Annotated in this window: 20 protein-coding genes; 13 read left to right on the forward strand and 7 right to left on the reverse strand. The window is 68.0% G+C overall.

The annotated features are described in order from the left end of the window. Window positions 1-46 precede the first annotated feature (46 nt). The 3 genes from KHO22_RS13150 to KHO22_RS13160 form a co-directional block, all read right to left on the reverse strand. A complete protein-coding gene (locus tag KHO22_RS13150) occupies window positions 47-1,672 on the reverse strand; it encodes a methyl-accepting chemotaxis protein (RefSeq protein ID WP_211947571.1) in 1,626 nt (541 codons plus the stop codon). Window positions 1,673-2,358: 686 nt separating this feature from the next. After that, a complete protein-coding gene (locus tag KHO22_RS13155; protein ID WP_211947572.1) occupies window positions 2,359-2,742 on the reverse strand; it encodes a RidA family protein in 384 nt (127 codons plus the stop codon). 78 nt (window positions 2,743-2,820) lie between these two features. Beyond that, a complete protein-coding gene (locus tag KHO22_RS13160) occupies window positions 2,821-3,762 on the reverse strand; it encodes a LysR family transcriptional regulator (protein WP_211947573.1) in 942 nt (313 codons plus the stop codon). Window positions 3,763-3,903: 141 nt separating this feature from the next. On the opposite strand from KHO22_RS13160, the gene gtdA reads away from it, so the two are divergent. The 5 genes from gtdA to KHO22_RS13185 all read left to right on the forward strand — a co-directional run bounded on the left by gtdA (window position 3,904) and on the right by KHO22_RS13185 (window position 9,124). Then, entirely contained in the window at window positions 3,904-4,950 is a 1,047-nt protein-coding gene (gene gtdA, locus KHO22_RS13165; RefSeq protein WP_211947574.1) for a gentisate 1,2-dioxygenase, read from the forward strand. Between the two features lie 92 nt (window positions 4,951-5,042). Next, window positions 5,043-5,741 carry a fumarylacetoacetate hydrolase family protein gene (locus tag KHO22_RS13170; RefSeq protein WP_211947575.1) on the forward strand — a complete coding sequence of 233 codons (699 nt, stop codon included), beginning with the start codon at window positions 5,043-5,045 and terminating at the stop codon, window positions 5,739-5,741. A gap of 58 nt (window positions 5,742-5,799) precedes the next feature. Then, complete coding sequence (maiA, locus tag KHO22_RS13175; protein ID WP_211947576.1) at window positions 5,800-6,441, forward strand: maleylacetoacetate isomerase; 642 nt, start codon at window positions 5,800-5,802, stop codon at window positions 6,439-6,441. Window positions 6,442-6,468: 27 nt separating this feature from the next. Then, entirely contained in the window at window positions 6,469-7,683 is a 1,215-nt protein-coding gene (locus KHO22_RS13180; RefSeq protein ID WP_211947577.1) for a 3-hydroxybenzoate 6-monooxygenase, read from the forward strand. A 97-nt stretch (window positions 7,684-7,780) separates the two neighbouring features. After that, window positions 7,781-9,124 carry an MFS transporter gene (locus tag KHO22_RS13185; RefSeq protein WP_211947578.1) on the forward strand — a complete coding sequence of 448 codons (1,344 nt, stop codon included), beginning with the start codon at window positions 7,781-7,783 and terminating at the stop codon, window positions 9,122-9,124. Window positions 9,125-9,136: 12 nt separating this feature from the next. On the opposite strand, the gene KHO22_RS13190 is transcribed toward KHO22_RS13185, so the two are convergent. From KHO22_RS13190 to KHO22_RS13205, 4 genes are read right to left on the reverse strand one after another with little or no spacing between them, the layout of a single operon-like run. Beyond that, complete coding sequence (locus KHO22_RS13190; protein ID WP_211947579.1) at window positions 9,137-10,303, reverse strand: ABC transporter permease; 1,167 nt, start codon at window positions 10,301-10,303, stop codon at window positions 9,137-9,139. Window positions 10,304-10,311: 8 nt separating this feature from the next. Next, window positions 10,312-11,466, reverse strand: coding sequence for an ABC transporter permease (locus tag KHO22_RS13195; protein WP_211947580.1), 1,155 nt, complete (start codon window positions 11,464-11,466; stop codon window positions 10,312-10,314). A 21-nt stretch (window positions 11,467-11,487) separates the two neighbouring features. Next, window positions 11,488-12,180, reverse strand: coding sequence for an ABC transporter ATP-binding protein (locus KHO22_RS13200; RefSeq protein ID WP_211947581.1), 693 nt, complete (start codon window positions 12,178-12,180; stop codon window positions 11,488-11,490). 4 nt (window positions 12,181-12,184) lie between these two features. Continuing rightward, a complete protein-coding gene (locus KHO22_RS13205; protein ID WP_211947582.1) occupies window positions 12,185-13,387 on the reverse strand; it encodes an efflux RND transporter periplasmic adaptor subunit in 1,203 nt (400 codons plus the stop codon). Between the two features lie 192 nt (window positions 13,388-13,579). On the opposite strand from KHO22_RS13205, the gene KHO22_RS32730 reads away from it, so the two are divergent. From KHO22_RS32730 to KHO22_RS13240, 8 genes are all read left to right on the forward strand, one after another. Continuing rightward, on the forward strand, window positions 13,580-13,714 hold the full coding sequence (locus KHO22_RS32730; RefSeq protein ID WP_268914536.1) for a hypothetical protein: 135 nt from the start codon (window positions 13,580-13,582) through the stop codon (window positions 13,712-13,714). 123 nt (window positions 13,715-13,837) lie between these two features. Next, entirely contained in the window at window positions 13,838-14,758 is a 921-nt protein-coding gene (locus KHO22_RS13210; protein ID WP_211947583.1) for a dioxygenase family protein, read from the forward strand. Window positions 14,759-14,796: 38 nt separating this feature from the next. Continuing rightward, window positions 14,797-15,546, forward strand: coding sequence for an SDR family NAD(P)-dependent oxidoreductase (locus KHO22_RS13215; RefSeq protein WP_211947584.1), 750 nt, complete (start codon window positions 14,797-14,799; stop codon window positions 15,544-15,546). Between the two features lie 29 nt (window positions 15,547-15,575). Next, on the forward strand, window positions 15,576-16,460 hold the full coding sequence (locus KHO22_RS13220) for a beta-keto acid cleavage family enzyme (RefSeq protein ID WP_211947585.1): 885 nt from the start codon (window positions 15,576-15,578) through the stop codon (window positions 16,458-16,460). 42 nt (window positions 16,461-16,502) lie between these two features. After that, the gene (locus tag KHO22_RS13225) at window positions 16,503-17,480 is read left to right on the forward strand and encodes a quinone oxidoreductase family protein (protein WP_211947586.1); all 978 of its coding nucleotides are present in this window, start codon (window positions 16,503-16,505) and stop codon (window positions 17,478-17,480) included. After that, window positions 17,477-17,818 carry a cupin domain-containing protein gene (locus tag KHO22_RS13230; protein WP_211947587.1) on the forward strand — a complete coding sequence of 114 codons (342 nt, stop codon included), beginning with the start codon at window positions 17,477-17,479 and terminating at the stop codon, window positions 17,816-17,818. Before KHO22_RS13225 ends, KHO22_RS13230 begins: the two co-directional genes overlap by 4 nt. A gap of 111 nt (window positions 17,819-17,929) precedes the next feature. Beyond that, a complete protein-coding gene (locus KHO22_RS13235) occupies window positions 17,930-19,033 on the forward strand; it encodes a porin (RefSeq protein ID WP_211947588.1) in 1,104 nt (367 codons plus the stop codon). Window positions 19,034-19,058: 25 nt separating this feature from the next. After that, window positions 19,059-20,060 (forward strand): tripartite tricarboxylate transporter substrate binding protein, encoded by a 1,002-nt coding sequence (locus tag KHO22_RS13240; RefSeq protein WP_420839598.1) that lies wholly within the window; start codon window positions 19,059-19,061, stop codon window positions 20,058-20,060. Window positions 20,061-20,104 lie beyond the last annotated feature (44 nt).

A 20,104-nucleotide genomic window follows, 5' to 3' on the forward strand; every position in this document is an offset into this window, starting at 1 on the left:
CGCGGGGGCTGGCATCACCAGGGGGAATGGTGCCGCAGGCCGACGGTCAGGCCACGGCAACGCGCCGCCGCGCCTGGGCCGCAGTACCCGCCGGCGCATATCTGGCGTGCGACTCTCCGGGCAGCTTGAAGAATGACACCAGCTCATTGAGTTCACGGCCCTGCTCTTCCAGCGAGCGCGACGCGGAGGCCGCCTCGCTGACGAGCGAGGCGTTGTGCTGGGTGACCTGGTCGATCTGGACGACCGCCTGGTTCACCTGCTCGATGCCGCGCCCCTGTTCCGACGACGCCGCGGCGATCTCTTCGACGATGGCGGTGACCTGCGCCACGGCCTGCGTGACCGACGCCATGGTCTGCCCCGCCTCGCCAGCCAGCTCGGCCCCGGTGGCAACCTGCTTGCCGGAGGTCTCGATCAGTTCCTTGATTTCCTTGGCCGCGCCGGACGAGCGCTGCGCCAGCGCCCGCACTTCGCTGGCCACGACGGCAAACCCGCGGCCCTGCTCGCCCGCGCGCGCCGCTTCCACGGCGGCATTAAGCGCAAGAATATTGGTCTGGAACGCGATGCTCTCGATGATGCCCGTGATCTCGGCAATCTTGGTGGAACTGGCGCTGATGCCCTGCATGGTCTGCACCACGCGGCCCACGGTGCTGCTGCCCTGCTGCGCCACGTTGGTGGCATTGCGCGCCAGTTCGCTGGCCTGGCGTGCGTTGTCGGTGTTCTGGCGGACGGCTTCGGTGAGTTCCTCCATGCTGGCCGCGGTCTGTTCCAGCGAGGCGGCCTGCTCTTCGGTGCGGCTGCTCAGGTCGGCATTGCCCTGCGCGATCTCGCGCGTGGCGCCGGCAATGCTGGCGCAACCCGAGCGCACGCGCGTGACGGTCTCGGTGAGCCGTTCGTTCATCTCGCGCAGCGACGCGAGCAGGCGACCGGTCTCGTTGTCACTCGTGACGTCGATACGCGCGCCGAGATCGCCGCTGGCGACGGTACGGGCCACCTCCACCGCCTGGCCGATCGGCCCAGTGATTGCGCGCGTGAGCAGCAGGCCGCCCGTCCACGCCAGCGCCACCGCCGCCAGCGCGATCGCGATCAGCAGGTTGCGGCGCTCGACATAGTCCGCCGCAAGCTTCGCTTCCATATCGCGCTGGCGGCGATGCGTGAGGTCGTCATAGGCATCGATGGCATGCAGCAGCGACGCGAGCAGCGGCCGGCATTGCGTGTTGATGCGGGCGATGGCTTCCTCGGTGCTCTTCTGGGCTGCCAGCGAGACGATGGCCGTCGCCACCGGCCCGTACTGGGCTTCGATGCGGACCACGTCCGCCACGCGCTGGCGCGCTTCGTCGCTGGCGCTCCTGTCCTGGACCATCTGGTTCAGACGGCCCAGGCGGTTCTGCACATCGTCATGCGCGCGCAGCGCTTCGGCTTTTTCCTTGTCGATGTCCGCGGGCGTGGCCGCGAGCACCATATTGCGCGCGGCAACGGCGCGGTGATCGACCGCTGCGCGTACCTCGGCAGCCAGCTCCGAGCGCGCATTGAGACCTTTCAGATACTGGGTGAAACCGTCTGTGGCCTCGCCAAGCGCATGGAGCGAGTATCCGGACACGACCAGCACGATGCAGGCCAGTGTGCCAAAGCCGGCCAGCAGCCTGGTCTTGATCGAAAGATCCCTGAAGTTCACAAATACCCCTCCCCTTTTTGTCCGTCGGACGTAAGCGCTTCGATTGAATGCCAATCCTGTTGGCACGGCGGCGACAACCGCCGTGCAACGCCTTCCACCCGTTCGCGCAGCCGGTACTGCGATTGCCAACGCTGCACCGGCGGGGGGTTTTGCGATGCCGTCGGAACGGCGTTTCGCAATGCCCGTATTCGTTTACCTCGTGTTATGCCGGCGGCTAACGGTAGGAATGTGGGAAAGGTTGAGGCCCATCTGAGGGAGGGAAAGGTTTACCCCTCTGCAACCCGGTGCAGTATGCGGGGCATGGCGTGGGCAGGTGCCGGGGGGGTAAGGGCTGTCCGGCTTATGGTGGTTTTGGCGGTGTCGTACCTGGCGGGCGCCGCTGTTTCACCGGCGTAGCCGGCGACCTGCTTCTTGTCCGAGCGACAAGAAGCAGCCAAGAAACTCGTCGCTTGGCGCTGGCCATCAACGGTGCGCTGCTATCGTTCGAGCGGCTCTGGTCTCACGAGGCTTGGCCAAAGTTCGACCCTGCTACGCACAGTGAGCCAGAACCAGTGCCTGCGATAACCGGCTCTTGAACGATCCCGCGTTGGGCCGTGGCCGCCTGCTGCCAGCGCTATCGCATCATCGCCTTCGGCTGCTGCGCAGCTCACTATTCGGCATAGCGAGTGGCATCTACGTCGCTGGCGCTACCCGGCGCCAACGACCACCAGACACTCCACCTCCACCCGCCCCCCCAACGCCAGCCCGTTGGCGCCAAACGCGCTTCGGGCGGGATAAGGCGCCTCAAAGAACTCCTTGTAAACCTCATTAAAAACCGGCCACTCGCCAATATCCGCCAGCATGATCGTGCACTTGGCCACATCCCGCATCGTCACGCCATGCGCCTCGAGCGTCGTGCGGATGTTCATCAGCGCCTGTTTCGCTTCTTCGCGAATGCCACCCGGAACCAGCCGCGTGCTGCCGGGTACGATGCCCATCTGGCCGGACAGGTAGAGAAAGTTTCCGACGCGGACCGCTTCGGAAAATGGCAGTCCCGCGGGCAGGACCTTGCCGGAATTCAGGAATTCCATATCGCGCCTCCATGGTGGATGTGCGGCACGCCGGAGCACCGGCGTGAGCATCCAATGTAGGCGCCAGAACCCGGACCCTCAAGGCGCAGGGATGACGGCTTCCGGCACCTCCCGGTCGGCCGCGCGCCGCAGGCAGTCCAGCATGGCCGCCACGGCCGAGCGCTTGATTGTGTCCTCGCGCCAGTACATCGACACCGAGCCGAAGCCCGCCAGCCGCAGCGGCACGATACGCAGTGCCCCGAGCTCTTCCAGCCGGCGCGCGGTCCGGTGCGAGGCCAGGCCGATCATGTCGCTGTTGTTGAGCAGCGTGAGGTTGAGCACGGTGGAGTTCGACTCCACGCAGTCCGCCGGCAACGGCCGGCCGGCGCTGGCCAGCGCGGCCTCCAGCGCGTTGCGGATCGGGGTGCCGCGCGGCCACACCACCCAGCGGTAGCCCTGCAGCGCCTCCCACGTCACCGCTTCCTGCGTGGCGAGCGGATGGCGCGGGCGCGCCACGAAATGGATCGGCTCCAGGTAGAGCGATTCGCCAAGGGTCTGCCCATCCTGCAGTTCGGGCGCGGAGCGCCCTACCACGATATCCAGCTCATTGTGCGCAAGCTGGTTCATGAGCCGGTCCATGGTGGTCTCGACCACCCGCACCTGCGCGCGCGGCATGCGCTGCAGCAGGCGCAGCACGGCCAGCGGCACGGTATCGGCCGCCGATGCCCCCGACGTGCCGACCACCACCAGGCCGCTGCCGCCTTCGCGCATGGCCGCCAGGTCATCGCGCGCGGTGTCGAGCTGCGCGGCAATGCGGCGCGCGTGCTCGATCAGCGACTCGCCGTAGGGCGTCGGCTGCAGCCCGCGCGCCTGGCGCTCGAACAGCGGCAGGCCGATGTCGTCCTCCAGGTCCTTGAGCCACTTGGAAAGCCCGGGCTGGGTGGTGTTGAGCAGCGCGGCCGACTGGCTCATGTTGCCGGTCTCGGCCAGGCTGAGGAGCATCTGCAGGTTGCGCAGGCGCAGTCGCTGGGTCCAGTCCATGTCTGATCGCTTGGTTCACCTATACGATGAACCGTATAGATAAGAGGAATTCTTCATTTCAAATCTTATATCGCCGGACGTATAACTCCAAGCAACAGCCCGGAGCTACTGCCGGGAACCACAAAAAGCCACGGAGACAGCATGTCCGACCATTCGCCTGATCCCGCTCGCGCCGCCTATTACGCGGACATCGGCCGCAGCCACATGACGCCGCTGTGGGAATCCCTGCACAGCCTGGTGCCGCCGCAGCCGCGCCCGCAGATCGTCCCGGCCATCTGGAAGTACGACGCCCTGCGCCCGCTGGTCATGCAGGCCGGCGAGGTCATCAGTGCCGAAGAGGCCGTGCGCCGCGTGCTGATCCTGGAGAACCCGGGCCTGCCCGGCAAGTCGAGCATCACGTCCACGCTCTACGCCGGGCTGCAGCTGATCCTGCCGGGCGAGATCGCGCCGAGCCACCGCCATACACAGTCGGCGCTGCGCTTCATCGTCGAAGGCAAGGGCGCATGGACCGCCGTCAACGGCGAGCGCACCACCATGCGCCCGGGCGACTTCATCATCACGCCGTCCTGGACCTGGCATGACCACGGCAACCCGAGCCTGGCAGACGGCGGCGAGCCAGTGGTATGGCTGGATGGCCTCGACATCCCGCTGGTGCAGCAGTTCGACGCCGGCTTTGCCGAGAACTACCCCGAGTCCCAGCAGCCCGTCACGCGCGCCGAGGGCGACAGCTTCGCGCGCTTCGGCCACAACATGGTGCCGGTGCGCCACAAGGTCACCGACCCGACCTCGCCGATCTTCAGCTATCCGTACGATCGTTCGCGCGAAGCGCTCGACAAGCTCTACCGCAATGGCGAACTCGATGCGTGGGACGGCGTGAAGCTGCGCTATGTCAACCCGGCCACCGGCGGCTGGCCGATGCCGACCATCGCCACCTTCATGCAGTACCTGCCGGCCGGCTTCCAGGGCAAGACCTACCGCAGCACCGACGCCACGGTTTACAGCGTGGTGGAAGGCCGCGGCACCGTGCGCATCGGCGATGCGCAGTTCCGCTTCGAGCCGCGCGATGTATTCGTGGCGCCGTCGTGGGCCCCGGTGCAGCTTGGCGCGATGGAAGACGCCGTGCTGTTCAGCTACTCCGACCGCCCGGTGCTGTCGGCGCTGAACCTGCTGCGCGAAGCGCGCACCTGAGCCACCTTTCCATTCATCCGAAACCCGATGCCCGGGTGCGCGCATGGCGCGGCACCCCGGCCCCGTACACCCTCTGACTGACTGAGCCGACCATGTCCTACGTCTTCACGCCCCCCGCCACCGTTGCCATTCCCGTTGCCGGCACCGATGACCAGTTCGCCGTGCGCCGCGTCTACTGCGTGGGCCGCAACTATGCCGCCCATGCGCGCGAAATGGGCTTCGACCCTGACCGCGAGCCGCCGTTCTTCTTCTGCAAGCCGGCCGACGCCATCGTGCCCGTGGCCGACGGCCAGACGCTGGAACTGCCCTATCCCGCGCAGACGCAGAACTACCACTATGAAGCCGAGCTGGTCGCCGTGATCGGCAAGGCCGGCGCCGACATCCCGGTGGAGCAGGCGCTGGAGCATGTGTGGGGCTATGCCGTGGGCCTGGACATGACGCGCCGCGACCTGCAGATGAAGATGCGCGAGATGGGCCGCCCGTGGGAAATCGGCAAGGCCTTCGACGCGTCCGCGCCGGTCGCGCCGATCCATCGCGCCGCCGACATCGGCCACCCCCAGCAGGCCGCCATCTGGCTGACCGTCAACGGCCAGGACAGGCAGCGCAGCAACGTCACGCACCTGATCTGGTCAGTGGCCGAGACCGTGGCCTGCCTGTCGCAGTTCTTCCGCCTGGAACCGGGCGACGTGATCTTCACCGGCACCCCGGAAGGCGTGGGCGCGGTCAAGGCCGGCGACACCATGGTGACCGGCGTCGAAGGCCTCGGTGAACTCAAGGTCCGCGTGGTCTGACCATCGCCCCCCCCATCCGCCACCAACCGGGCCCGCCATCCGCAGCAAGCAAGCCATCATGCAGCTCTATAGTTTCTTCAACAGCTCCACGTCCTACCGCGTGCGCATTGCGCTGGCGCTCAAGGGCCTGCCGTTCGAGTACCTGCCGGTCAACATCCGCACCGGCCAGCACCGCGAGGCGGAGTACGTGCAGGGCATCAACCCGTCCGCCTCGGTGCCCGCACTGGTGGACGGCGCATTCATGCTCGGCCAGTCGCTCGCGATCATGGACTACCTCGATGCGCGCCACCCGGAACCGCGCCTGCTGCCGCAGGCCCCGGAGCAGCGCGCGCGCGTGCTGGAACTGGCCAGCCTCGTCGCCTGCGACATCCACCCCGTCAACAACCTGCGCGTGCTGCGCTACCTGCAGGACGTGCTGAAGGTGACGCCGGAACAGAAGGACGCCTGGTACCGCCACTGGATCGACGAAGGCATGGCCGGCGTGGAACGCCTGCTCGCGCGGCACGGCACGGGCCCGTGGTGCTTCGGCGACAGCCCGACACTGGCCGACATCACGCTGGTGCCGCAGGTCGCCAACGCCCAGCGCATGGGCTGCGACCTGTCGGCCTATCCGCGTGCGCTGGCGGTGTTTGCGCACGCCAGCGCGCATCCCGCCTTCGCCAAGGCGGCGCCCGCGCAGCAACCGGATTACACGGCCTGATTGACTGACCCAGGCCAGGAGACAAGCATGAACACACCACAAGACACGGGGCGCAAGGTCCTGATCATCGGCGGCGGCATCGGCGGCCTGGCCGCGGCGCTGGCGCTCGCGCGCAAGGGCATCCGCATCGAGCTGCTGGAACAGGCCGAGCAGATCGGCGAGATCGGCGCGGGTATCCAGCTCGCGGCCAATGCCTTCGCGGCCATGGACGCACTGGGCGTGGGCGAGGCCGCGCGCGGCCGCGCGGTCTTCACCGACTACCTGAGCCTGCGCGACGCGATCGACACGCACGAGATCGCGCGCGTCGATGTCGGCACGCGCTATCGCGAGCGCTTCGGCAACCCGTACGCGGTGATCCACCGCGCGGACATCCACCTGTCGATCCTGGAAGCCGTGCAGGACCACCCGCTGATCAGCTTCCGCACCGCCACGCGCGTCGAGAAGCTGGAGCAGGACGGGCGCGGCGTCACCGTCATCGACCAGCGCGGCGAACGCCACCATGCCGATGCCGTGGTCGGTTGCGACGGCGTCAGGTCCGCCGTCCGCGAGGCGCTGATCGGCGATGCGCCGCGCGTGACCGGCCACGTGGTGTACCGCGCGGTGGTCGAGGTCGATAACATGCCGAAGGACCTGCAGGTCAATGCGCCCGTGGTATGGGCCGGCCCGAACTGCCACCTCGTGCACTACCCGCTGCGCGGCGGCCAGCAATACAACCTGGTCGTGACCTTCCACAGCCGCGAGCAGGAGAGCTGGGGCGTGCGCGAAGGCAGCAAGGAGGAAGTGCTGTCGTACTTCGACGGCATCCATGCGCTGCCGCACCAGATGCTGGACCGCCCGACCTCGTGGAAGCGCTGGGCCACCGCCGACCGCGAGCCGGTGGAGCGCTGGAGCTTTGGCCGCGCCACCATCCTCGGCGATGCCGCGCACCCGATGACGCAGTATGTCGCGCAGGGCGCCTGCCAGGCGCTCGAGGATGCGGTCACGCTGGGCGCCGCGGTGGAAGCGGCGGGCAATGACTTCGAAGCCGCGTTCAGGCTGTACGAACAGGCCCGCATCCCGCGCACCGCGCGCGTGCTGTATGCCGCGCGCGATATGGGCCGCGTGTACCACGCCAAGGGTGTCGACCGCATGGTGCGCAACACGCTGTGGACCGGCCGCACGCAGGCGCAGTACTACGACGCGCTGCAGTGGCTGCACGGCTGGCGCGCCGAACGCTGCCTGAGCCCGACACCCTGGCTCTGAACTTCAGGAGAACCATGCAGTGACCGCCACGGTGACTGGCGGCCGATCCGGCCGCCGGCCCGAATTCGCCCCGAAACAGGCAACGAGGAGACAACCCATGCCTGCCAGCCAGACCATCAATATTTCCACGTTCATCGACCGCCAGCCGCTATCGCCGTTCCAGGTCATGATCGTGGTGCTGTGCTTCCTGATCGTGGCCATCGACGGCTTCGACACCGCCGCGATCGGCTTCATCGCGCCGGCGATCCGCGCCGAATGGCAGCTGACGCCGGCGCACCTCGCTCCGCTGTTCGGCGCCGGGCTGGGCGGCCTGATGGCCGGCGCCTTCCTGTTCGGCCCGCTGGCCGACCGCTTCGGCCGCAAGAGCGTGCTGGTGTTCTCGGTGCTGTTCTTCGGCGTGGCCAGCCTGGCTTCGGCGTGGTCGGGCGAGCTGTGGGTGCTGATCGCGCTGCGCTTCCTGACCGGCCTTGGCCTGGGCGGCGCCATGCCCAATACCATCACGCTGACGTCCGAGTTCTGTCCGGAGAAGCGCCGCTCGTTCCTGGTCACGACCATGTTCTGCGGCTTCACGCTCGGCTCCGCGCTGGGCGGACTGGCCTCGGCCGGGCTGATCGAAGCCTACGGCTGGCGCTCGGTGCTGGTGATCGGCGGCGTCATGCCGCTGGCGCTCTCTGTGCTGCTGGCGCTGCTGCTGCCGGAATCGGTGCGCTACCTGGTGATGGCCGGCCGCGCACCCGAACGCATTGCCGCCACCTTGCAGCGCATTGCCCCGCAGGCTGACCTGCGCGGCGCCACCTTCACCGTGGCCGAGGCGCGCAGCACCAGCTCGCCGGTGCGCCACCTGTTCAAGCCCGAACTGGTGCGCGGCACGCTGCTGTTCTGGCTGACCTTCTTCATGAGCCTGCTGGTGATCTACCTTCTCTCGAGCTGGTTGCCGACGCTGCTGCGCGGCACCGGCCTGTCGCTGCGCACCGCGGCGCTGGTCACCACCATGTTCCAGGTCGGCGGCACGCTCGGCGCCATCGTGCTGGGCTGGCTGATGGACCGCTTCAACCCGCACTATGTGCTGGCCACCAGCTACGCGCTGGCCGGCGTGTTCGTCGCCGCCATCGGCAGCCTCGCCGATACGCCTGCGCTGGCCAGCGTGGCGGTGTTCTTCGCGGGCTTCTGCGTATCGGGTTCGCAGGTCGGCGCCAACGCGCTGTCGGCCGGCTTCTACCCGACCGACTGCCGCGCCACGGGCGTGAGCTGGGCCAATGGCGTGGGGCGTCTCGGTTCGGTGGTGGGCTCGGTCGGCGGCGCCACCATGCTGTCGATGGGGCTGGGCATGCCCACGCTGTTCGCGCTGATCGGCGTGCCCGCGCTGCTGGCTGGCGGCACCATGCTGACGCTCGGGCTGGCGCGGCGCGCGCATGCGCGGCAGGAACTCGCCGCGAGCTGACACCCGACGGCGTCAGCGCGCCCGCAAGGCATCGACGATGTTCATGCGGGCCGCGCGCAGCGCCGGGAGGAAGCCCCCCACCAGGCCCATCGCCATCGAGAACCCCAGCGTCTTCGCCACGATGCCTGGCGTCAGGATAAAGCGGAACGACAGGTCCGCGAAGGTCTGGAAGTTGGTCGTGGAAAACGAGGCAAACTGCATCAGCGCCGCGCAGCAGAGCCCGGCCACGCCACCGGCCAGCCCGAGCAGCAGCGCCTCGACCAGGAACGCGGCGAGCACGTTGCTGCGCCGGAAGCCCAGCGCGCGCAGCGTGCCGATCTCCGCGACGCGGTTGGCCACCGACGCATACATGGTGATCATCGCGCCGATCATCGCCGCGATCGAGAAGATCGTGGACAGCGTCAGGCCCAGAATGTTGATGAACGTCGACAGCGCCTTGGACTGGTCGCTGTAGAAGGTCTGCTCGCTCTTGGCCTCCGCGGTCAGGCGCGGGTCGACGTCGATATCGGCGCGCAGGCGCGCAAGCCCTTCCGGCCGCGACAGCCGCACCACCATCGACGAATAGCTTGTGCGCCGGAACGACTGCATGAGCTGGTCGCCATCGCCCCAGATCTCCGAATCAAAGCCGCTGCCGCCCGCGTCGAACACGCCGACGATGGTCCAGTCGCGCTGGGCGAAGCGCAGGCGCCCGCCAGGCTGCGCGCCCGTGAAGCCGCCCGCCACGCCGCTGCCGACGATGATCTCCGAGGAGCCCGGCCGGAACGTGCGCCCCGCCACCAGCCGGATCTGCGGCCGGAGTGCGAGGCCCTTCGGCGACACACCGCGGATCACGACGTTGGACGGCGTGTCCGAGCCGCGCTTGTTCAGCGAGATCAGCACCACCGCCTCCTTCGAGGCCATGGGCCGGCCGTTGCCGTCCATCGCCACCGACGGGTGCATCTCCATGATGCTGGCCTGGTCGCGGCTGATGGCGCTCTGCACCTCGGTCTCCGCGCCCTTGCGGATCATGACGACGTTGTCCCGCTCGCCGGTGGTGACGAGCGTGCGCTTGAGCCCTGCGTCGAGCATCAGCATGGTGGCGAACACGAACACCACCAGCGCGAGGCCACCCGCCGTGAGCGCCGTGGTCAGGCGCCTGGCCCACAGGTTGCGCGCGATGTAGCTGAGCGGAATCGCCATGCGCTAGCCTAGCCGATGGCCCGCAGGCCTTCCACGATGCGCACGCGCGCGGCCTGCACGGCCGGCACCACCGCGGCGACGAGCGCCACGACCAGCGCGCAGGCCGCCTGCATCCACATGGTCTCGCGCGACACGGTGAACACTGGGAACACGCCGCCGACCGCCTGCTTGAACATCGCGGCCATCGGCGGCGTGGCCAGCATGCCGATGCCGCCGCCCACGAGGCAGATGAGCATCGACTCGCCGAACATCAGCAGCGCCAGGAAGCCGGGCCCGAAACCCAGCGCCTTGAGCGTGGCGTACTCGGTGGTGCGTTCGCGCGCGCTCATGGCCATGGCGTTGGCCATCACGGCCATGATGATCAGGATCACCACGTACGACACCACGCGGATGGCCGCGATGATCTGGTTCGACATGGCCACGAAGCCGAGCTGGAATGCCTGCTCGGTCTCCGTCAGCGTCTCGGCCAGCGAATTGCGGAACACCGCGTCCACGTCGCGTGAAATCGCGGCGGCGTTGTCCGGGTTGTCGATGCCGAGGATGTACACGCCGACCTGGTCGGCCTGCTTCGGCGAGCGCTTGCGCACGGTCTCGTTCAGGTACTCCCAGTGGAACACCATATGGCGCGTGATGGTGCTCTCGTCTCGCCCTTCCATGATGCCGCGCACCACGAAGTCCCACGTGCCCGTGTAGATCGTGCCCTTGATGGGAATCACGTCGCCGACCTTGAAGCCGTACAGGTCCGCGAGCTGCCGCCCGATCAGGCAGCCCTTGCGATCGCGCTGGTAGTCGGCGCGCTGCTGCGCCGCGACGACGAACTCGGGGTACAGGTCCAGGTAATTGTCCGAGACGGCGAACTGCGCGAAGAAGTTCTTGGGATCGCGGTAGACGCCGCCGAACCAGTTCGAGCGCGCCACCAGCGTCACGCCGTCCACGCCGCGGATGCGGTTTTCATAGCTGAGCGGCAGCGGGAACACCAGCGAGATCGCATTGCGCGTCACCAGCCGCCCGCTGGACGCCGCGGCGGCGCCCGCATACCAGGCATCGACCACGGTCTGCAGCAGCCCGTAGGCCAGCACCGCGACCACCAGCCCGGTCACGGTCAGCACCGTGCGCAGCTTGTGGCGCAGCGCGTTACGGGCGATCAGCTTGAGCACGAACATGGCGCGCGCGGTCAGTGCGGGTCAGGCGCTGTTGTCATGGTTCAGCTCCCCTTTCTCCAGGTGCACCATCGACCTGGCCGCGTTGGCGGCATGCGCGTCGTGCGTGACCATGATGATGGTCTTGCCCGCCTCGCGATTGAGCCGCTGCAGCATGGCCAGGATGTCCGCGGCGGCGTTGCGGTCGAGGTCGCCGGTGGGTTCGTCGGCCACGATCAGCACGGGGTCGGTGATCAGCGCGCGGGCGATGGCCACGCGCTGCTGCTGCCCCCCGGACAGCTCCGACGGGTAGTGATCCATGCGGTCGGCCAGGTTCACCATGCCGAGCACCATGGCCACGCGCGCGCGGCGCTCGGCACGCGACAGGCGCGTCAGCATCAGCGGCAGCTCGACGTTCTCGAACGCGGTGAGCACCGGCATCAGGTTGTAGAACTGGAAGATAAAGCCGACGTGGCCGGCGCGCCACGCGGCGAGTTCCGATTCCGCCAGATGCGTGATGTCCTGCCCGGCCACAAGAAGTTCGCCGCTGTCGGGGCGGTCTATGCCCGCGATCAGGTTGAGCAGCGTACTCTTGCCGGAGCCGGACGGTCCCATCAGCGCAATGAAATCGCCCTCGGCAATATCGAGCGTGATATCCGTCAGGACCGGCACGGTCTGCATGCCGCGCCGGTACGATTTGGCGACATGGCGGATGCGTACGAGTGGAGCGGTTTCCACGTTATTACTTCTTCGCCGCCGTGACGCCGGCGCCGTCGCGCAGCTTGTCGCCGGGCGAGAGCACCACCGTGTCGCCGGCGGCCACGCCGCCGACCGCCACCAGTTCGCCGATGCGCTCGCCGGTGGTCACCGCCGTTTCATGCGCCTTGCCGTCGCGGACCACGAACACCACCTTGCGCCCGTCGCGCGTGGCAATGGCAGCGGGCTGCACGGCCACCACGGGCTTGCGGTCCTGCCCGGCCAGCGGCCTGGACAGGAACGCGATCTTGGCGCTCATATCGGGCAGCACGCGCGCGTCGCGGTCGACAAAGCGCACCTTGACCAGCACGGTTGCCTTGGAGCGGTCGACCGTCGGCACGATGCGCGACACCTGGCCCGCAAAGCGGACCTCGGGCAGCGCGTCGAGCTGCAGCAGGCAGGGCTGGTCCGCGCGGATCTTCCCGATATTGGATTCGGCCACGTCCGCTTCGACTTCCAGCGTCTCCATGTCGGCAATGGTCACCACCGCGCCCTTGGTGTCGGACGCCGACGAGAACGGCGTGATGTTGTCGCCGACATTGGCATGCTTGATCAGCACCACGCCGTCGAACGGCGCGCGGATCACGGTCTGGTCCACCGCCACCTGGGCAGCCTCGGCACTGGCCTGCGCGGACACGATCGCCGCGCGCGAATTGGACACCGACGCCTGCGCCTTCTTGTAGCGCGCCAGGTCGGCGTCATACTGCTGGACCGAAATCGCCTTCGGACCCAGCAGCTCTTCCGAGCGGCGCAGGTTCACTTCCGCGTCCCGGAGCTCGGCGAGCTGGAGCTCCAGGTTGGCCTGCGCGACCTTCACCTGCGCGCTCGCCTGCGCGAGCGATGCCCCCACATCGCGGCTCTCGATCCGCGCGATGATCTCGTCCTTCTTCACGCGCGAGCCCTCCAGCACGCCCAGCCATTCCAGCCGGCCTTGCGCCTTGGACGCCACGGCCGCCTTGCGCTGGGGCACGACGTAGCCGGTGGCATTGAGGAGGGTGTAGTTCTGGGACGGATAGGCCGTGGCAACCGTCACGGTCTCCACGGCCGTGGGGCTGGCCACCTTGATGGCCACTGCGGCCACCACGGCGAGCAACACCGCGCCGGCGAGATACGGAAGCCACCGGCGCCTTCGCGGCGAAGCGTGCGGGCCGCGGTCGATTTTCAGCCTGGAGAGGTCGGGATCGGGCAATCGGGTCGTCCTCCTGAAGGGAGGAGGTCAGTATAGCGCCGGGGGCACTTAAGGAATGGGAATGGGCGACTGGGGGGCGATTGGGGGACGGCTCGCGGTCGGAAGCCAGCATGACGCCGGTTTGCCCACCTAATATTCAGGCATACCCAGGCATTGCACCCGGGCCTCTGTTCCTGCATTCCGCGCATCGACATGAAGCCTCCCGTACATCACTTCCATTCGAATCCGCCGCACCACGGAACCCGGTACTACCTGGCGCTGGCCGGCATCCTGCTCGTGGTAGGTGCCGTGTACGTGCTCGCATCGGCGCTGGCGACCCGCTTCTAACAAGCCCCTCTTCCTGGTCAAGCCGCCACCGTCCTGCCCCTCGACAAAGAAAATCCTTGACCAATTCCATTCTTTCTCCATAATTGCAAACGTTTGCTGCAAACGTTTGCAAGGAGCAGAACAATGGAGACGCAACAAAAACCCCCTCACCTTCGCCTGATCGAAGACGAGCACTCCGTCACCCGGATCGTCCAGGCCGCCATGGCGCAGACCGCCAGCCCGCGACTGCGCTCTGTCATGGGCCTGCTGGTGCAGCACCTGCACGATTTCCTGCGTGAGGTCCGCCCCACCGACGAGGAGTTCGAGCTGGCGCTGGAATTCATTGCCGCACTGGGACACGCAACCCATGCGACCAACAATGAGGTGGTGCTGGCCGCCGACGTGCTGGGCCTGTCCACGCTGGTGACGGTGATGAACAACAGCACCCAGGACGGCCGCACACCTGGCGCGCTGCTGGGCCCGTTCTATCGCGCCAACGCCCCGCGCTACGCCTGCGGCGACTGCGTGGTGCAGGACGACGCCCCGGGCCTGCCACTGTTCGTGCGCGGCACCGTGCGCGCCACCGATGGCACGCCGCTGTCCGGCGCGCTTGTGGAGATCTGGCAGGCATCGCCGGTCGGCCTGTACGACAACCAGGACCCGCGCCAGCCCGACCGCAACCTGCGCGGCTGTTTCCATACCGATGAGCAGGGCGCCTACCACTTCCGCACCGTGCGGCCGGCCGGCTATCCGGTGCCGACCAATGGCCCGATCGGCACGCTGCTGGACGCACAGCAGCGCCATCCGTACCGCCCTGCGCATATCCATTTCATCGTGGCGGCGCCGGGCTATCGCACGCTGGTGACGCAGGTGTTCGTGGACGAGCCGCAGGCACTGGAATCGGATGTGACATTCGGCGTGCACCGGCAGCTCGTCGGCCATCTCGAACGGATCGACCACGGCCACAGCCCGTGGGGCAACGTGCCCGCGCCGTTCTACACGCTCGATTTCGACTTCACGCTCGAACCCGGCGAACAGTCCTTCCCGAAGCCGCCGATCGACTGACCCTCCGGCCCTCTTTCCACGCAGCACGACTGAAAACCATGAGCCTCTCATCCCTCTCCGGCAAAGTTGCCGTGATCCTCGGCGGCACCGGCGGCATCGGCCTGGCCACCGGCAACGCGCTGGCACAGCTTGGCGCCAGCGTCGTCCTGACCGGGCGCCAGCACGACAGCGCGGACAGCGCCGCCGCCTCGTTGCCGGCCGGCAATCACCTCGGCGCCGTGGCCGAGATCGGCGACACCGCGTCGCTGAACGCGCTGGCCGGCGAAGTCAGCCACCACTACGGCCGTATCGACATCCTGGTCAACACCGCCGGCTTTACGCGGGCAGTTCCGCACGCCGATCTCGATGCGCTGGACGATGCCCTGATCGACGAGCTGTTCGCCATCAACTGGCGCGGCCAGTTCGCGGCGATCCGCGCGTTCGCGCCGCACCTGCGCGCCAATGGCGACGGGCTGGTGGTCAACGTCGGCTCCATCGCCGGGCGTACGGGCCAGGGCAGCAACGTGGCCTACTGCGCGGCCAAGGCCGGGCTGGACATCATGGCCGTGTCGCTGGGCCGCGCGCTGGCGCCGGCCATCCGCGTGCTGAACGTCTCGCCGGGCGTGGTCGACACGGGCTTCGTGCCCGGCCGCGACGACACCTTCAATGAGCGCGCCGCAAGGACCACGCCGCTGCGCCGCATCGGCCAGGCCCAGGACGTGGCCGATGCCATCGTCGCCTGCGCCACGTCGCTGCGCTTTGCCACGGGCACCACCATCGTCGTCGACGGCGGACGCCAGCTCGGCTGATTGCTTTCCACTCATTCGCCAACGCCACCATGCACGCACGCAAGACCATCATCACCTGCGCAGTGACCGGCAATATCGTCACGCCCGAGCAGTACCCCAACCTGCCCGTCACGCCGGAGCAGATCGCCAACGCCGCGCTGGAAGCCGCCGAGGCCGGCGCCGCGGCCGCGCACATCCACGTGCGCGATCCCGAGACCGGGCGTCCGTCGATGTCGCTCGACTACTACGCCGATGTCATCGACCGCATCCGCAAACGCAACCGCACGCTGATCATCAACCTGACCACCGGTCCCGGTGGCCGCTTCGTGCCGAGCGAGGACGAGCCGCGCGTGGCCGCGCCGGGCACCACCCTGCTGCACCCGGCCAGGCGCGTCGAGCACATCGCGGCGCTGCGCCCCGACGTTTGCTCGCTGGACCTGAACACCATGAACTCGGGCGGCGACGTGGTCATCAACACGCCGGCCAATGTCCGCAAGATGGCTGCCGTGATCCGCGCGGCCGGCGTCATGCCCGAGCTGGAGATCTTCGACACGGGCGATCTCAACATGGCGCTGGACTTCATCCGCGAAGGCGTGCTCGACGGCCCAGGCCTGTGGACCTTCGTGCTCGGCGTGAAGTACGGCTTCGCGCCGACGCCGGAAACCATCTTCTATGCCCGCAACATGCTGCCGCCCGGTGCGCACTGGTCGGCCTTCGGCATCGGCCGCGCGGAGTTCCCGATCGTGGCCCAGGCGTGGCTCGCGGGCGGGCATGTCCGGGTCGGGCTGGAAGACAACATCTACCTGGAAAAAGGCGTGCTGGCCCCGAGCAACGCCGCACTGGTCGCCAAGGCGCGCGACATCGTGCGCTCGCTCGGCGGCGAGATTGCCTCGCCGCAGGAAGCGCGCAGCGTACTCGGCCTGCGCGAAGCCTGAACCTGTCCGCACACAACACAAGACATTGAGAAGGAAGAGACCATGAATACGATTCGCGTCAGCGAGAAAGCCGCCGGCATCGACAGCCTGCAACTGGAACTGGTAGGCGCACCGCGCCCCGAGGCCGTGAACGGCCAGTGCGTGATCGAAGTGGCCAGCGCCGGCGTCAACCCCAGCGATGTCAAGGCCACGCTCGGCCTGATGCCGCATGCGATCTGGCCGCGCACGCCCGGGCGCGACTATGCGGGCACGGTGGTCGACGGCCCGAAAGGCATGATCGGCCTGCAGGTGTGGGGCAGTGGCGGCGAGCTGGGCATCCGCCGCGACGGCACGCACGGCAAGTACCTGAGCGTAGCCGCGCAAGCGGTGCGCGAAAAGCCGGCCACGCTGTCGCTGCTCGAAGCCGGCGCGGTCGGCGTACCGTTCATCACCGCCTATGAAGGCCTGCGCCGCGCGGGCATGCCCAAAGCCGGCAGTACCGTCCTGGTGTGCGGCGGCAACGGCAAGGTCGGCCAGGCGACCATCCAGATCGCCACCGCGCTGGGCGCCCGCGTGTTCGCCGTGGAGCGCACCGCCGAGCGCTATCGCGGCCACGCCAGCGGGCCGGTACGCATGATCGATGCCAGCAACGAGTCCATCGCCAGGGTGGTGCGCGACGAGACGGACGGCCATGGCGCCGACATCGTCTACAACACCGTCGGCAGCCCCTACTTCGAGCAGGCCAACCAGGCCATGGCGATCGGCGCCGCGCAGATCTTCATCTCCACCATCGAGCGCCCGGTGCCGTTCGACATCTTCACGTTCTACCGCGGGCAGCACACCTACGTCGGCGTCGATACGCTCGCGCTGGACAGCAGCGCGTGCGCGAGCATCCTCGACCAGCTCGCGCCGATGTTCGCGTCCGGCGCGCTGAAGCCCTTCCCGGTGCTGCCCGAGTACACGTACGCGCTGGCTGACGCTGCCGAGGCCTACCGCGCCGTGCTGCAGGGCGCGACCGAACGCGTGGTGCTCAAGCCATGAACACGACCCGCTTCGCCCAGGCGCCGGCGTACTTTCCGCCCAACCACGACGGCATGCACTGCCTGCGCCTGCAAGGGCATGAGGCCGGGCCGTCCGAGTCCTTGTGGCTTGGCGTATCGGTGCTGCTGCCCGGCGGCCACACCAGCCTGGATGCGTCGGCCGTCGAGAAGCACTACGTCGTGCTCGAGGGTGAAGTCTGCATCCGCACGCCTGACGAGGCCGTCACGCTGCAGCAATTCGACTCCGTGCGGCTCGCACCCGGCGAGGCGCGGCAGGTGTCGAACCCGGGCAACCGCCCGGCAATGCTGCTGCTGGCCATGCCTTACCCGAAGGCCTGAGCCCGGCAGCCACAGCCGTACGCAGGATCCGGCGCCACGGCATGGCGCCGCCCCCCGCCCATTGCGGGGGCTCTCTTCCATAACAACCATCACAGGTAGGGGAGACAACCCATGAAACGCGTCCCCATGCGCAGCACGGCCCTGGCCGTCGCCGCATGCTGCCTGGCCGGCGAGGCCGAGGCACAGTCTTCGGTCACGGTCTATGGCCGCATCAACACGGCACTGGAATATTCCAACGCCACCACCGCCACCGACGGCACGCACCTGGGCGGCACCGGCCGGCTCACCAACAATCGCTCGGTATTCGGGCTGCGTGGCGAAGAGGACCTCGGCGGCACGCTCAAGGCCATCTGGCAGATCGAGAGCAACTTCTCGCTGGATACCGGCCAGGGGCAGATTGCCGGGCGCAACGACCGCGTCGGGCTGCAGGGCAAGGCCGGCACCTTCTTCATGGGGCACTGGCAGACGCCGTACACCGAAGCGACGGCCGGCTACGACCCGTACTACCCGACCACCGCCGGCTACATGGCGCTGATCGGCAACGGGTCCACGTCCAGCTCCGATAACGTGCAGGACACCAGCTCGTTCGACCGCCGGCAGAAGAACATCATCGTCTACAAGACGCCCTCGCTGGCCGGCTTCAGCGCCGCCGCCGCCTGGGGCATCAACGAAGAAAAGCTCACGGTGCCGCGCAACCCCGGCCTGTACTCGTTCTCGGCCGGGTACGACAACGGACCGCTCAATGTGGCGCTGGCCTATGAAATCCACCAGAACTACCAGGTCAAGGGCCGCAACGACGACGCCATGAAGGCCGGCGTTTCGTACCGCTTCCCGACTGACACCACCGTCGCCCTGCTGTACGAGCGCCTGCACTACCGCACCGCGACCGGCGACCTGACGCGCAATGGCTACTACACGTCGCTGGTGCAGAAGCTGGGCCCGGGCAGCCTGAAGATCGGCTTCGCGCTGGCCAGCAACGGCGCCGGCAACGCCACCGAGACCGTCGGCTTCTTCCGCAGCGGCCCGGATACCGGCGCCACGCAGATCACCGTCGGCTACGACTACCCGCTGTCCAAGCGCACCACGCTGTTCGCCTACTACAGCCGCATCGACAACAAGAAGAACGCGGTCTACGACTTCGCCATCAACGAACTCGGCGTGAGCGCCGGTGCCGACCCGCAGACCTTCGCGCTCGGCATGCGCCACTTCTTCTGAACCCATTGTTGTGAGGAGACATACGATGAACCGCCCCCTTCGTCGCAAGACCCTGCGTGCCCTGTTCACGCTGCCCGCCGCCGCAGTGGCCATGCTGGCCGCGGCGCCTTGCGCCATGGCGCAACCGCAATACCCGTCCAAGCCGATCCGCCTCGTGGTGCCGTTCTCGGCCGGCAGCGCGACCGATATCCTGGCCCGTATCATCGGGACCAAGATGGGACAGAACTCCGGCTACCAGATCATCGTCGACAACCGCCCAGGTGCCGGCGGCACGCTGGGCGCCACCGGCGTCGCCAAGGCCGCGCCGGACGGCTACACGCTGATCCTGGTCTCGGTCGGCCATGCCATCAACGCCACGCTGTACCCGAAGCTCGCCTATGACACCGTCAAGGACTTCGCGCCGGTGTCGCTGGTGGCGAGCGTGCCCAATGTGCTGGTGGTCAATGCCGCCAGCAAGTACAACTCCGTGCGCGACATCGTCGCCGCCGCCAGGGCCAACCCCGGTGCCATGAACTTCGACTCGGCCGGCTCCGGCAGCTCCACGCACCTGAGCGGCGAGATGTTCAAGATGCAGGCCGGCATCGACGTGGTCCACATCCCGTACAAGGGCACGGGCGAAGCGCTCACCGACGTCATGGCGGGCCGCGGCGACATGATGTTCGCGCCGACGGTCTCGGCCATGCCGTTCGTGCGCCAGGGCAAGCTCAAGGCGCTGGCCGTGACCACGGCGAAGCGCTCCGCCTCCCTGCCCGACATTCCGACCGTGGCGGAAGCCGGCCTGCCGGGATACACCTTCGATTCGTGGTTCGGGATCCTCGCCCCCGCCGGCACGCCGAAGGAGATCGTCAACGCGCTCAATGCGGAGATCGGCAAGGCGCTGGCCTCGCCCGATGTCCGGGAAAAGCTCGCGGTACAAGGCGCCGAGCCCAGGACTTCGACGCCGCAGGAGTTCTCCACGTACATCCAGGCAGAAATCGCCAAGCTGGCGCCGGTCGTGAAGCAGTCGGGCGTCAAGGGCGGCCAGTAGTGCGCCAGCGCGGGCGGCGGCGCCCGCAGACCATGGCGGGTGCC

This window comes from Cupriavidus yeoncheonensis (genome assembly GCF_905397275.1).
Classification (GTDB): Bacteria; Pseudomonadota; Gammaproteobacteria; order Burkholderiales; family Burkholderiaceae; genus Cupriavidus; species Cupriavidus yeoncheonensis.